Below are 14,262 nucleotides of genomic sequence, written 5' to 3' on the forward strand. Positions count from 1 at the left end.
TCCTCGACTCGAATTCTCGAACCTCTGAGGAGTTTTTTATGTTTTCAAACCGAATTTCTGCACAAGACGCCCGCGCCACCTTCAGCCGCTCCCGCCTGCTCGCCCTGCTCGCCGCCATGATCCTGTCGATGGGCCTGGTCGCCTGCGCGGACGACGACGACACCCCCCAGGACAATAATACCGCCGTCGAGAATAACGACCCGGTCGAGAACAACACCCCCGCCGGCATCGAGATCGCGGGCGTCTACGAGAGCAACTTCGGCGGCACCGAGACCATCAGCGACACGGCCTGGGTCACCGAAAGCGAGGGATTCGCGGCCATCAATACGAAGGTCGACTCCTTCGATAACGACGCCAACGTCGCCATCACCCAGAACGCCGAAGACGCTGAATACTCGCCAAACGCCTTCAATAAGGTCGTGTGGACCGAGCCCGACGCCGCCGGCGCGTTCTACTATTGCACCGTCGCCTTCGGCCTGGCCACCGCCGAAGAAGCCGCGGCCGACGAGACCGTCGCCGACGATAGCGACCCGGCAAACGCCGGCTGCGCGGGCTTCTCCTGGACTCAGCTGAGCCCGAAAGCCTAAGCAGTGAGCACGCATCAACCCACGCCCCGAGGTGCGCAAATGTTCGGAAAACCAACTAATCTCGCGTTGAAAATTGCGCTCGGCGTCGCCATTGGCGGCCTCGGGCTCAGCGCCTGCGTTGAAGATCCAGAGCCCGCGCGCACCGCCCTTCCGTACGCCACCGGCGTCGAGCATTTCTCGCCGGGACCCGGCGCCGGGTGGGGCGCGGCGCATTTTCCAGAGCTGGTCCTCGGGCCCCCGCAGGGCGCGCTCAACAGCGCCGCCGCGGCGGGGCGAGACGAAGTCCTCAGCCTGGGCGCCGGCGGCGAGATTGTGCTGTCGTTTGAGGGACTTATCATGGATGGACCGGGCGCGGATTTTGTGGTTTTTGAGAACCCTTTTTGGATTCGCAATGACCCCACGCAGGTCTGGTATGAGCTGGGAGAAGTCTCGGTGAGCCAGGACGGTGAGTCCTGGCATACGTTCCCCTGCGCCGCCGGTGGCGGGGAGCAACCGGGCCAATGGCCGGGCTGCGCGGGCTGGTCGCCGACCAGGGTTTACGACGCCGAGGCGATGCTCCCACTCGACCCCGCCCAGACAGGCGGCGACGCCTTTGACCTGGCCGATCTCGGCCTGGAGTGGGCGCGCTATGTGCGCGTGCGCGATCTTCTCGACGACGGGAACTCCACCCTCGACAATGTCGGCTTTGACCTCGACGCGGTGGGCGTCGTGCATTCGGAAGCACCGCCCTCCGAAGAGAAATGAAAATGTTGTGGGATCCTCTCAAATTGAGCGGCCGAAGCGGGAGCGTGACGCGCGCGATCGCGGCCAGCGCCCTCTTCTGGGCCATCGGCTGCGGCGACGCCTCCGACCGCCCCACGGTGACCTATCAGGCTCCCGCCGGCCCCGGCGTTTGCGCGCTCGAAGACGCCCCACAAGGCACCCGCGGCACCCCCGACATCGTGGTTCACCCCAATATTCAGGCGATCGGCAGCGCCTCCAACGAGGTCGTCCTCGGCGCGGGCTACCTCTGGGTCGTCGAGAGCACCTCGAATACCGTCAGCCGCTTCAACCCCGACACCGCACGTTTTGACGCCCACTTTATCGACGTCGGCGACGGGCGAAACCCCTATAATGTGGCGGTCGACGCCGAGAACAAGCGCGTCCTCATCACCAATTGGCTGACCAATTCGCTGAGCGTCGCAGATCTCAACACCGGCAAAATCATCACCGAGATCGGCGCGGATGTATCGGGCGAAGACGCGATCTTCGACGCGCCGCAGGGCCTCACCCTCACCCCCGAGCATATCTATATCGCGAACACCGCCTACCGCGGCCCGGGCGACTACGCGCCGGGGTCGGTGACGATCCTCTCGCGCGATTCTCTCGCGTTTGTCGCAAAGCTCGACACCGCCCACCGCAACACCGCCTACGTGCAGGCGGTCTCCACGCCGAGCGGCCCGGGCGTTGTGGTCGTCAACACCGGCGCGCTCGAGGTCACCAACCAGGGCGCGTTTGTGCGCGGTGTCTCGAGCATTGAGGTCTGGGAAGAACGCGGCGATCCCGCAGCGCCCGCCCGGCGAACCTACGCGCTGGAAGTCAGCGAAGACCCGCGAAACGGCGCCCCGGGCCGGCCGGTCGTCGCCGACGACACGCTCTATTTCCCCAGCGCCACCGCCCCGGCGGTCTTCAAATTCGACCTGCCAAACCGTCAGTGGCTGCGCGACACCTCCGACCCCATCCGATTACACGAAAAGGCCGCGCCTGTGCGCGACGGCACATTTAACGCGGCCCTGGATTCTCGGGGCATTCTTTATTTAAGCGCCCTTAACGAAGACGCGGTCTACCTGCTCGACACCGCCTGCGACGAGGTGCTGGTGCGCGCGATCCCGGTGGGCACAAGCGACGCGCAATTAGAAGGCCCACAGCACCTCGAGGTCGTCGAAACCGCCGGCTCAACCAAGGTCTATTTCGTGATGACCCTCTCCAACGCGATGGGAAAAATCACGCTCACCTTTGGCCCCGAATACGACTGAGCAGGCCGCGGTTTGCCGCGCCTGCTCAGCCCATCGATAAGTCACGCCGCGCATGGCGCCGCGCGCTTAATCCTCGTCGGTGTCCTCCGACTGCGTCTGTATTTCTTCGTAGAGTTCTTCGCGATAAATGGAGACTTCGCGCGGGGCGACGATCCCAATTCGTACCTGGTTTCGGCGAATCTCCTTCACGATAATTTCAATATTATCGCCAATTCGAATCGATTCCCCGACCTTTCGGGTGAGGGTAAGCATACGTGCGTCTCCATGTCGAAAGTAGTGTCATCCATGACAACGATCTTCATATTTGGCTGGCCTATGGCTTACCTTCTTGGTTGGCGCCATCCAAATATTTGACCGAATACCGGGCTATGGGAAACTCGACAAATTTCCATCTCGCCAGGCATGCGGGGCCTATGCCCACAGCGGTGAAACCCAATCTCATCGCCTCGCCAGAACATCTTAAAGTAGAACTTCAAGTTACGCAAAAAATTTGTGCGATGATGTAGGATAAAGTGCGCTCACCCGTGGAGCGCCGCCGCGCACCTTAAACATCGAGCTCGTCGCCGGTGACCTCGGCGGCGTTCGCCATAATAAAGTCAAAGCGCACCGACGGATCGCGCCCCATCAGGTCGCCGATGACGATATTGGTCTCGTCGCGATCCTCCTCGTTGACCACCACCTGCAGCAGTCGGCGGTGTTTCGGGTCGAGCGTGGTCTCCTTAAGGGTCGCCGCCATCATCTCACCGAGCCCCTTAAAGCGCTGAATATTAATGGTTTTCTTGCGTTTTCTGGACAGTTTCTCGAGCACCTTATCTTTTTGCTCATCGTCGAGCACCCAGAAGGTCTCGTTGCCGTAGTCGATGCGATACAGCGGCGGCTGGGCGATATAGAGATGCCCGCCGGTGATAAGCTGCGGCATGAAGCGGTAGAAAAACGTCAGCAACAGCGTGGCGATATGATGGCCGTCGGAGTCGGCGTCCATCAGCAGGATGATCTTGGTATAGCGGAGCTTGGAGGCGTCGAAATTATCCTTGATCCCACACCCCAGGGCGTCGGCGATGTCGTTGAGCTCGCGGTTCGACGCGACCTTCTTGAGCGTTGCCTGCTCGGCGTTGAGCACCTTGCCGCGCAGCGGCAGGATCGCCTGGGTGTGCCGGTCGCGCCCCTGCTTGGCGTTGCCGCCGGCCGAGTCACCCTCGACGATAAAGAGCTCGGACTTATCGGGGTCGGTCGAGGAGCAATCAGCCAACTTGCCCGGCAGGTTGAGCCGGTGGCTGACCGCCCGCTTTCGGTTGATCTTCTTGACCGCCGTGCGCGACGCCTGGCGGGCCTTGGCCGCCTGGATAATGCGCTGGGCGATCTGCTCACCGGTGGTCGAGTTCGAGTGCAAAAATTGCTCAAGCGACGCGCGCACCAGCCCCGACACCAGCCTTTTTACGTCGGTGCTATTGAGCTTATCCTTGGTCTGCCCCTGAAATTGCGGGTCCATCATGAAGATATTGACCACGGCTTTGACGCCCTCGCGGATGTCCTCGGTGCCCACCTTCAGGCTCTTCGGCGCGATATCATGGGTGTCAAAGAAGTTGCGCATCGCGCGCTGCACGCCCGACTTAAAGCCCTGCTCGTGGGTGCCGCCGTCGCGCGTGGGGATGCCGTTGACGAAGGTCACCAGGCCTTCCTGGGTGTCCTCGGTCCACTGCAGGGCGACCTCGATGCGGCGCACGTTGTCGCTGTCCGGGTCGTTATCCTCGAAATAGATCTTGTCGGTGTGGATAGGCGGGCGCTTGGAGGTCTTCACGATATGGTCGAGCAGATCTTTGATGCCGCCGTCATGCTTATATTCGAAATAAGCGTTCTTGGTCTCATCGCGAAAGACGATGCGCAACCCCGAGTTCAGATAGGTCTTGATCTCGAGGCGCTCGGCGATCATCGCCGCGTCGAACTCGATATCCTCGAAGATCTCGGGGTCCGGATGGAAGAAGATCTCGGTGCCCGTGCCGCGCACATCCGACTCAATCTCGGTGAGCTGGGTCATCGGGATGCCGCGGGCATAGCGCTGCTCGAAGCGCTTGCCGTTTCGCTTAATGCGCGCGATCAACTGCTGGCTTAGCGCGTTGACCACCGAGCTACCCACGCCGTGCAGACCACCGGCGGTCAGGTAATTCGAGTTGTCGAATTTGCCGCCCGCGTGCAGCGTCGTCAGGATGATCTCAAGGGCCGTGCGGTCATCGCCGGCCGGCTTATCAATGGGAATACCGCGCCCGTTATCGGCCACCGTGATCGACTCGCCATTTTTATGCAGCGTCACCTCGATCGTGGTCGCGTAGCCGTTGATCGCCTCGTCAACCGAGTTATCCACGACCTCCCAGATCAGGTGGTGCAGGCCGGTCTTACCGGTCCCGCCGATATACATGCCCGGGCGCTTTCGCACCGGCTCAAGTCCCTCCAGAGTCGTGATACTGCTTGCGGTATATTCGGTGGTCACTGCGTATTCCTGCCTAAACGATTATCAACCCCTCCGCCTTACACATGCGGAGCCATCGCGATAGATTCCCAGCACACGTCCCAGTCGCGCCAACAGCAAGAGCGTCGCACACCCGGGACGGCGCATAGCAAACACCAAGGAGCGGGCCCGCGCAAGTTTTTAGATCGCGCTCGCCTACTGGCGTTTTGTACAGTATTACTTGTTTTCGATTTGATTCGCAACGCTAAGATCGCCGCAACGCGCCGCTGGGCGCCGGGTCACCCCGACGTCGCGCGCTGCAACTCCAGCAGCGCCCGCTCGATGGCGAAGATATGCGGGTCGTCGGCGCCGGGCATCTGGCGCAGGCTCTCGGCCAATTCGAGGAGGTATTCGGGGTTCGGGCCGCTGGGGCCGTGGGAGACCAGGATCTGGCGCGCGATCTCCTCCGGGCTTGCCTCGCCGAGCCACTCCGGGTTCTCGGGGGTGCCGATATAGACCAGCGCCTCGGCGATATCCTCGCCGCCGGGGACCACGACCTCGACCCAGGTGCGCTCATAGCCGCCTTTTTCGCGGTGGTCGAGCTGGGCCAGGATCTGGTCGCGCTGGGTTGGGGAGACGCGGTAGGCGCGCCCCCAGACGTGGGCGTCGGGCGCGTGGACCAGCGTCGCGACCCGCCCGGGGGCGCCCGGGACGCCGCGGTGGTCGGTCGAACCCTGATAAAACCGGCGCGACCAACCGCGCACATATCCATCGCGCGACTCAACGAAATCCAAATTAGGCCGCCATATCAGCGAGCCGTATCCGAAAATCCACATCTTTATTCCTGGGAGTATTGAGGACTAAAAACGACCCGGCGCCACGTTCTAACCTGGGTCGCGCGTGCCGAATCAGGCCACCGCGCCCGGCAGCGCTGCCAGCGCGTGCCAAGATCGACAACGGCCGCCATGTTCATATATTAGGCATGCTGCACTGGCTTTGTGAACCGGTTCATTTTCCCACCAAGCATCGAGAATGCAATGCAATATAAGATTGCCTGGCCGCCGCTGACTAAAAATACGAAGACCACGATTATCGGCCTCGCGCTGATCTTTTTGGTCACCGTCGTGTGGCCGGACGCCTTTGCGTTCGTCCAGGCGAATCTATTGGTCTCGGCGCCGGACGTCATCCAACAGGGAAAGATTTGGACGCTGCTTAGCTATGCCTTCTTCCACCACGACCTCGGCCACCTGCTCTTTAACGGCCTGGCGCTGTGGATGTTCGCGGGAGAATTGGACCAGCAGTGGTCCTCCGCCAGATTCTGGGCCGTCAGTCTTTTGAGCGCGTTGGGCGGCGGCATCGCCGTGGTGTTGACCCAACTCGTCTTCAGCAACGCGGGGCCCACGCTGGGTTATTCCGGGGCGGTGATGGGGTTAATTGCAGCATTCGCCTGGTATAATTGGGATCGGCGTCTAAATTTCTTCTTCTTCCCGATGACGGGCCGCACTTTTTTGGCGGTCATCGTCGGCATCGATCTTGTTCGCGTGCTCATCGGCGGCCAGCCGGTCAGCATCTCCGCGCATATCGGCGGCATGCTCACCGGCCTGCTGCTCGTCAGCGACCTCTGGAAACCCCGCGAGCTCAAAAGACGATGGCAGCGGCGCTCGATGAAGAAGAAATTTCGCGAGGCAACCCGCGAGGTTGACCGAAAACGCGACGGACGTTGGATTAATTAGAGTTTGGGCCATTAAGTACGCGTCGAATCACACAAAAACAACTTTGCTGACTTGACTCAGACCGCAGCGTTCTTACACTGCTCCAAATATTCTGTGGGTGACCACGCCTCTTGCAATAAGGACGCACAAAGATGGAAAAAAAGCTGAAAATCACACGTGAATTTATCGAAAGAATGCCCAAGACGGACCTGCATGTTCACCTCGACGGCAGTATGCGTCTGGAGACCATCTTGGAGCTGGCCGAGAAGCAAGGCGTCACGCTGCCCGACGGCGCAGACACCCCCGAAAAACTCGCCAAAGCTATCCATATGGGCGAGATTTGCGAGGATTTGACCGACTACCTGAAGGCCTTTGATGTCACGCTGAGCGTGATGCAGACCGAAGAAGCCCTGTACCGCGCGGCCTTCGAGCTGGCCGAAGACAACGCCCTTGAGGGCGTTAAATATATGGAAGTCCGCTACTCGCCGCTGCTCCATACCGAGCAGGGCCTGTCCTTCCCGGTCATCGTCGAAGCTGTCGGCGAGGGTCTTCGCGAGGCGAAGCGCCGCTACGGCATCATGACCGGCCAGATTATCTGCGGCATCCGTCATATTACCCCGGAGAGCTCGCTTCGACTCGCCGAGCTCTGCGTCGCCTTCAAACACAAAGGCGTCGTGGGCTTCGACCTGGCTGGCGCCGAGATGAATAACCCGGCCAAAGACCACCGCGAAGCCTTCTATCTGGTGCGCAATAACAACGTGAACCTGACGATTCACGCCGGCGAAGCCTACGGCCCCGAGAGCATCCACCAGGCGATTCATATCGGCGGCGCCCACCGTATTGGCCACGGCACGCGTCTTCGCGAAGACGGTGACTTGCTCAACTACGTCAACGACCACCGCATCCCGCTTGAGATCTGCCCGACCAGTAACGTTCAGACCCGCGCCTGCGAGAGCTTCGAGAGCCATCCGCTGCCCTTCTATCTCTCCTACGGACTGCGCGTCAGCCTGCACACCGACAACCGTCTGGTCACCGACACCACGATGACCGACGAGTATATGGCATGCGTGGAGGCCTTTGACCTCAATATTGGCGACCTTCGCAAATTGATGATCAACGGCTTTAAATCCTCGTTCATGCCCTATCGCAAAAAGCGCACCGTCACGGCAAGCGCCTGCGCCGTGTTCGACGCGCTGGTCGCAGAATTCGAGGAAAAGCAGGGCGCCGTCGCCATTCGCGGCCCGCGCGTTGCCCAGGAAATCGCCATCCAAAAGGCTTCCGCAAGCCCCAACGGCGCGATCGAGCTGGAGCCCTATTCGGGAAAAAGCGGCGTGACCCTCAAAGACGCCGAATATAACCTGGCCGAAGCCTCCAATATCAGCGACGATTCGAAGAAGCCCTCCAAGAAGAACGAGAAGGTTTCCACCTGAATCTGATCACCCTCACCCGGAGCGACCGCTCCGGGTGAGCCACTCCCCAAAATATCTACAGCGTCGATTGGCAAGGAAGCTGATTTGCAACATACCGACTCCAAGAGCAGCGATTCTCAAGGCACTGATTTTCAAGCGATTGTGATGGCGGCAGGCAAAGGCACGCGCCTGCGCTCCAAATTGCCAAAGGTGCTCCACGAGGTCCTCGGCAAGGCCATGATCGCCTACGCCATCGACGCAAGCCTGGACGCCGGCGCCAAGCGCGTGGTGGTGGTCCTGGGGCACGGGCGCGACGCGGTTCAGGCCTATCTGCGGGATTATTACCCCGCCGACATCCTGGCCGATCGCGTGCGATTTACCTTTCAAGAACAACAACTTGGCACCGCGCACGCGGTCTACGCTGCCAGCGAATATTTTGAGGACGCCCCCGAATTCAGCGTCATCGTCTCGGGCGACGTGCCCAATATGGACGCCGAGAGCCTGGCTATTTTTGTGCGCGAAACCGCCGCCTCCGGGCACCCGCTCGGGCTGATGACCGCCAAGCTCGACGACCCTTCGACCTACGGGCGCGTGCTGCGCGCGGCCGACGGACAGGTCAGCGGCATCGTCGAATATAAAGACGCCACCGACGCCCAGCGCCAGGTCAATGAGATCAACGCCGGGTTCTACGCGGTCAAAACCAACTTCCTCGCCGAGCATCTAACCAAAATCTGCACCGGCCCGGCCGACAACGCCCAGGGCGAATATTACCTGACCGATTTGATCGCCATCGCCGCCGAACACGGCGGCGTTTACGGCTCGATCGTCTCCGAGGTCGGCGTCATCCAGGGCGTCAACACCCGCGCCAACCTCGCCACCGCCTCGCGCTTCGCCCAGCGGCGCATCAACCAGAAATGGATGACCGAAGGCGTCACCTTTATCGACGCCGACAACACCTATATCGAGGCCTCGGTCCAGCTCGGCACCGACGTCCTGCTCTACCCCGGCGTGCACCTTCGCGGGCGCACCCGAGTCGGCGACGGCGCCATCATCGAGAACGGCTCGGTCATCTGCGACACCGAACTCGGCGCCGACGTCCATATCAAGCCCTATTGCCACCTCGAGGACTCGCGCGTCGACGACGCCAGCGCCATCGGCCCCTTCGCACACCTTCGCCCGGGCGCCGACCTCGGCAAGGGCTGCAAGGTCGGCAACTTCGTCGAGATCAAAAAATCCCGCCTCGACGACGGCGTCAAGGCAGGACATCTCAGCTACCTGGGCGACGCCCACATCGGCGAAGAGACCAACGTCGGCGCCGGCACAATCACCTGCAATTACGACGGCAAAAATAAGAACCGCACCGAGATCGGCGCCGGCTCGTTTATCGGCTCGAACACCGCGCTGGTCGCGCCGGTTACGCTGGGCAAAAAAGCCTATATCGGCGCCGGCAGCGTCATCACCGACGCGGTGCCCGACGAGTCCCTGGCCATCGGGCGCGGGCGCCAGAAGAACTTCGATGGGTGGGTTCGCGAGAAGGAGAAGAGGGAGCGCGAATAACCCACAAAAAAGGCAGCCAATTGGCTGCCTTTTTCGTGTCAATCCTTCCCACTCGCCGACAAATTCGGGTCCCACAAAACCTCGGCCGCGTCGCTCGCCTTGAGCGACGCCCAGCGGCTCCACACAAAGAACGCATCGCTCAGGCGGTTCAGGTAGGCGACCGCGACCGGGTCGACCTCGGTCTCGGCAGCCAGCGCCACGGCCAGGCGCTCGGCGCGCCGGCAGACTGTGCGGGCGAGGTGCAGTTCGACGTTCAGGCGAGAGCCGCCCGGCAGGATGAATGAGCGAAGCCCGGGGAGCTCCTTATTCATCGCGTCCATCATCGTCTCTAGCGCGTCGATATCCGCTTGCTTCACCCGCGGCATGCGCTCGCCGACGTCTTCGGGCAAGGTCGCCAGGATGCTTCCTAGGTTGAAGAGCTCGTGCTGCACGCGCAGCAGCGTCGCCCCCAACGCGTCGAAGGCGGGGTTATCGGCGTATGCCTCCAACAGGGTCTGGCGACACGCGCCCACGATGGCGTTGAGCTCATCGACCGTGCCGTAGGTCTCGATGCGGATCGACGCTTTGGGCACGCGCTGCCCGCCGACCAGGCTGGTCTGACCGGCGTCGCCCTTTCGCGTGTAGACGCGGTTGATGGCCAGGTTCGGGTCTTCGAATTTTTTCGACGCTTCATCACTCATTATTTATCCCTTTATTTATTCGGATGCGTCGGCCTTGGCCGCCGCGTTGGAGGCTTCGCTGTCGGATAGCAGGGTCTTCTCGACGCCGGTCAGGCCCAGCTCTTTCATCAGGAATGCGTATTCGTCGGCGTATTTATTGACGAATTTGCTGATCATATCGCCGCCGCCGTGGCCGGCGTTCGACTCAATGCGCAGCAGCGCCGGCTGGCCGGAAGTGCTGGCGTGCTGAATCGCGGCGGTGAATTTTCGCGCGTGCATCGGGTCCACGCGGTCGTCGCTGTCGGCCGTGAGCATCAGCATCGCCGGGTATTCGACGCCCTCTTTGACGTGGTGATACGGCGAATAGGCGTAGAGATATTTGAAATCATCCTCTTTATCCGGGTCGCCGTACTCGCTGATCCAGGTCTTTCCGCTGCCAAATTTATGGTAGCGAATCATATCCAAAAGCGGCACGCCGCAGACCACCGCGCCAAAGAGCTCCGGGCGCTGGGTCATCGCCGCGCCGACCAGCAATCCACCGTTGGAGCCGCCCGAGATGCCGAGCGTGTCCGCGCGGGTGTATTTCTGGTCGATCAAAAATTCGGCCGCCGCGATAAAGTCATCGAAGGTATTCTGCTTATTGGCGAGCATCCCGCCGCGATGCCATTCCTCGCCGTATTCGCCGCCACCGCGCAGGTTCGGCACCGCGTACCCGCCGCCAGCGTCCAGCCAGGGGTAGATGCTCGAGCGGAAGGTCGGCTGCATATTCACGTTAAAGCCGCCGTAGCCGTAGAGCAAAAACGGCATCGTCGCGTCCATCTTATAATTTTTGCGATGCACCACGAACATCGAGATCTTGGTGCCGTCCTTGGAAGGATACCAGACTTGCTCAACCTTATAGGAGCTCGGGTCGACCGGCACGTTGGTCTTCTGCCACAGGGTGCTCTCGCCGCTTTTAATCGAGGTCTTATAGATCTCGAGCGGCGTGGTGAAGGACTGGTATGAATAATACGCCTCGTCGCGGTCGGGCTGGCCCTTCATGCCGCGGCTGGTGCCGAGGCCGGGCAGCGCGACTTCGCGCACCAGCTCGCCTGCCAGCGTGCGCACTTCGAGCAGGCTGTGGGCGTTGACCAGATAGGTGAGCACCAGGTGCCCGCCGATGATCTCGGCGTTGTCGAGCACCCGCTCGTCGGACTCCGGTACCACGTCCACCCAGCGCTCCCGCGCGGGATCTTTGACCGGCACGCGCATCAATTTTGCGTTGGGCGCGTCTTCGTCGGTGAAGATATAAAAGTGGTCTTGCCAGGCCCAGACCGAGTATTTGGACTCGGTGCCGGTGATAAACGGCTTCCACGCATCCGCGCGCCCCAGCGCGTTGGAGCCGTCGGCCTTCGGGGCTTTGAGGTCCTGATAATAGACCTCGGTCTTGTTCCAGCCGTGGGCGATGGTCATCATCAACCAGCGACCGTCGCGCGACAGGCTCGGGCCCATAAAGGTGCGCGGGTCGCCGGTTCTGGCGCGAATCGTCGGGTCGGTTTTGGGGTCAGTGCCGAGCTTATGGAACCGAATTTCGGCAAACCCGGGGCGGATATCAACCGGGATCTTCTCGCCGGCCTTGGCGTGGTCGGGACCGTAGGTTTCGGGCAAATAGGTATAATAGAAGCCCTTATTATCGGGGGTCCACTGCGGATAGGCGTATTTGGCCCCGTCGATCACGTCGACCTCGCTGACCGCGTCGGTGTCCACTGTCTTGACGTAAATCGTGGCTTCGTCGGCGTTATTTTCGCGCAATTTATACGCCACGGTCTTGCCATCCCAGGCGACATAGATCCCGCCGACCGAGGTGCTCCCGTCCTCGCTCATGGTATTCGGGTCGAGCAGCACACGCTCTTCGCCGTCAGCGCCCTCCTTCCAATAATAGACCGTCTTCTCTTTGTCGGCGCTTCGACGCGCGTAGAAATAGCGATCGCCGTGCACCGCGGGGGCGTAGAGCATATCGACGTAGAAGAGCTCGCTAAATCGCTCGGCCAGGGCGTCGCGGGCGGGCAGGGCGTCGAGGCGCGCGCGGGCGAAATCATCCTGCGATTTCATCCATGCCTGAACGGCGTCAGCTTCGACGTTCTCGAGCCAGCGGTAGGGGTCCTGAACCGCCTGTCCAAAAAGGTTCTCGACGATATCTTCGCGCATGGTCTCGGGATATTGCAGTGTTTCGGACGGCGCCGTGTGTTCGACCGCGTCGTCATTGGTGGGCGTGCTGGCGCAACCGGCCAGCATGCTACAGGCGAGCAGCCCGACGGCGAGCCGGCGAGCATAGGGGGCAAGGAGCGACGAATAACGCATAATCAGGCCCGATAATGGGGGGGTAAGTTTTCGAATCAGGGCATCGTTTGCAATTCGGGGCTAAAACGCAAGCGGGCCCCGCATTTGCGGGGCCCATACGCCTTGACCAGGCCGGTCACGGCGCCGGGGACACATCAGCTCTTGAGGTTGGCCCAGGCGTCGTCAACGGTGGAGCCTTCATCCAATCCCTTGGACGCTTCCTCATCTTTTTTCTCTTCGTCGTCATCATCCTTTTTAGAGGCGACGGTCTCCGACAGCTTAAGCAGGTCTTGCTGACCATTGTCGTCGGCGTCAGCAGCAGCGGCGGCGGCGTCTTCGGCCGGCGCTTCTTCAGCGACCTCTTCTTTCTCGGCGACCACTTCTTCGGCGGCTTCTGCAACAGCATCCTCGGCCGGAGCGTCGTCGGGGACCGCGACGATCTCCTCGGCGACCGGCGCGACTTCTTCCTCGGCCGGGGCTTCGGATTGCTCCGCGGCCTCGATCTGGCTGACGCGCTGCGCTTCTTCGTCGGCGATCTCTTGTTCGAGCGGCGAGACTTCGGGGGCCGCGGCGGCTTCGGCTTCGACCTGCTCGGTCGCGCTGGCAAAGCCGGCTTTCTTCACCAGGCTTTCGAGGTATTCGATGCGCTCGCGGGCCACGTCGAGCTGGCGCTGGGTGATCTTATAGGCCTTGTCGTTATTCTCGGCGCGACGGCGATGCTGGTCCGCGGTGCGGCCGGCCTTTTTGAGCTTATTCGAGGTCTCGCGCTCGAGCTGCTGGAGCTCTTTTTTCGCGGCGCGAAGCTGCTCATCTTTGCTCGATTTAAGCTCCGCCAGCTCGGCTTGCAACTCGCTGGCCTTCGCGTCGCCAGCGGCGGCGTCACGCGGCGCGCTCGATACCGGCGTGCTGATCATCGTCTTCTTCAAATCTGCGGCGGGCGTCTCCTCTGCAGCGGCGCTCTCGTCTTTGGAGGCGGCTTTGGCCTTGGAAGAACCTTTGTTCGCGCGCACATTGGCGAGCTCAGCTTTGACCTCGGCGAGCTCCTGGCGCAGGTCGAAGAGCACCTCCTGGGAGGGCGCGGCCGACTCACGGGTCGCCGACTCAAGCGCCTGGCGCGCCTCGTCGAGCTGCTGGCCGAGGTCGTAATTTTTCTGCTTCAGGCTTTTCAGCTCATCTTTACTCGAGGACAACTCCTCTTTGATCTCGCGAATCTCTTCGGCGTTCTGATTCGACTTCTCGGCGGCCTTCGGCGTGTCAGCGACCTTCTTGGCCTCTTTCTTCTCGGCCTTTTTCTTGGGCGCGCTCTTCTTGGTCGAGGATTTTTTGCCGCCGCTCAGAAGCTTCGCGCGCTCCTCTTCGAGGTTGGCCTTGGCCAGAAGATAGGCTTCTCGCTGTTTGCCCGCCGAGCTGAACGCGTAAAACCCGAAGGCGACGCCAGCGATGGCGATCAGCAAAAATGCAATGGATAATGGTTCCATAAGAAATAACCTGATGTGTCGTCGCTCGCCTGCCGGCGCGAAAAATGCGTCGGCTCGAGCGGTCGGTGAATGGATAAAAAGTG

The 14,262-nt window shown here is 61.3% G+C and carries 12 protein-coding genes; 6 read left to right on the forward strand and 6 right to left on the reverse strand.

From position 1 onward, the window contains the following. Positions 1–38 precede the first annotated feature (38 nt). Genes DN745_RS15750 through DN745_RS15760 form a run of 3 tightly spaced genes read left to right on the forward strand, consistent with a single transcriptional unit; the run spans position 39 to position 2,602 of the window. Positions 39–587: a hypothetical protein gene (locus DN745_RS15750; protein WP_111336281.1), complete on the forward strand. Its 549-nt coding sequence runs from the start codon at positions 39–41 to the stop codon at positions 585–587. A 39-nt stretch (positions 588–626) separates the two neighbouring features. Continuing rightward, positions 627–1,331 carry a cell surface protein gene (locus DN745_RS15755; RefSeq protein ID WP_133622149.1) on the forward strand — a complete coding sequence of 235 codons (705 nt, stop codon included), beginning with the start codon at positions 627–629 and terminating at the stop codon, positions 1,329–1,331. Between the two features lie 2 nt (positions 1,332–1,333). Beyond that, the gene (locus tag DN745_RS15760) at positions 1,334–2,602 is read left to right on the forward strand and encodes a YncE family protein (RefSeq protein WP_111336284.1); all 1,269 of its coding nucleotides are present in this window, start codon (positions 1,334–1,336) and stop codon (positions 2,600–2,602) included. Positions 2,603–2,668: 66 nt separating this feature from the next. On the opposite strand, the gene csrA is transcribed toward DN745_RS15760, so the two are convergent. From csrA to DN745_RS15775, 3 genes are all read right to left on the reverse strand, one after another. Then, on the reverse strand, positions 2,669–2,854 hold the full coding sequence (gene csrA, locus DN745_RS15765; protein WP_111336286.1) for a carbon storage regulator CsrA: 186 nt from the start codon (positions 2,852–2,854) through the stop codon (positions 2,669–2,671). Positions 2,855–3,146: 292 nt separating this feature from the next. Next, entirely contained in the window at positions 3,147–5,087 is a 1,941-nt protein-coding gene (locus DN745_RS15770) for a DNA gyrase/topoisomerase IV subunit B (RefSeq protein WP_111336287.1), read from the reverse strand. 257 nt (positions 5,088–5,344) lie between these two features. Beyond that, positions 5,345–5,881, reverse strand: a complete 537-nt coding sequence (locus tag DN745_RS15775; RefSeq protein ID WP_111336289.1) for a gamma-glutamylcyclotransferase — start codon at positions 5,879–5,881, stop codon at positions 5,345–5,347. 201 nt (positions 5,882–6,082) lie between these two features. On the opposite strand from DN745_RS15775, the gene DN745_RS15780 reads away from it, so the two are divergent. From DN745_RS15780 to glmU, 3 genes are all read left to right on the forward strand, one after another. After that, positions 6,083–6,778, forward strand: coding sequence for a rhomboid family intramembrane serine protease (locus tag DN745_RS15780; RefSeq protein ID WP_111336290.1), 696 nt, complete (start codon positions 6,083–6,085; stop codon positions 6,776–6,778). Positions 6,779–6,951: 173 nt separating this feature from the next. Then, complete coding sequence (gene add, locus DN745_RS15785) at positions 6,952–8,187, forward strand: adenosine deaminase (protein ID WP_204355018.1); 1,236 nt, start codon at positions 6,952–6,954, stop codon at positions 8,185–8,187. An 84-nt stretch (positions 8,188–8,271) separates the two neighbouring features. Then, positions 8,272–9,723, forward strand: a complete 1,452-nt coding sequence (gene glmU / locus DN745_RS15790; RefSeq protein ID WP_111336293.1) for a bifunctional UDP-N-acetylglucosamine diphosphorylase/glucosamine-1-phosphate N-acetyltransferase GlmU — start codon at positions 8,272–8,274, stop codon at positions 9,721–9,723. A 38-nt stretch (positions 9,724–9,761) separates the two neighbouring features. On the opposite strand, the gene DN745_RS15795 is transcribed toward glmU, so the two are convergent. The 3 genes from DN745_RS15795 to DN745_RS15805 all read right to left on the reverse strand — a co-directional run bounded on the left by DN745_RS15795 (position 9,762) and on the right by DN745_RS15805 (position 14,179). Next, complete coding sequence (locus DN745_RS15795) at positions 9,762–10,403, reverse strand: cob(I)yrinic acid a,c-diamide adenosyltransferase (RefSeq protein ID WP_111336295.1); 642 nt, start codon at positions 10,401–10,403, stop codon at positions 9,762–9,764. Between the two features lie 15 nt (positions 10,404–10,418). Beyond that, positions 10,419–12,722, reverse strand: a complete 2,304-nt coding sequence (locus DN745_RS15800) for a prolyl oligopeptidase family serine peptidase (RefSeq protein WP_204355019.1) — start codon at positions 12,720–12,722, stop codon at positions 10,419–10,421. A 134-nt stretch (positions 12,723–12,856) separates the two neighbouring features. Next, a complete protein-coding gene (locus DN745_RS15805; protein WP_111336297.1) occupies positions 12,857–14,179 on the reverse strand; it encodes a hypothetical protein in 1,323 nt (440 codons plus the stop codon). Positions 14,180–14,262: the final 83 nt, after the last annotated feature.

It is taken from the genome of Bradymonas sediminis (assembly GCF_003258315.1).
In the GTDB taxonomy this organism is placed as follows: domain Bacteria; phylum Myxococcota_A; class Bradymonadia; order Bradymonadales; family Bradymonadaceae; genus Bradymonas; species Bradymonas sediminis.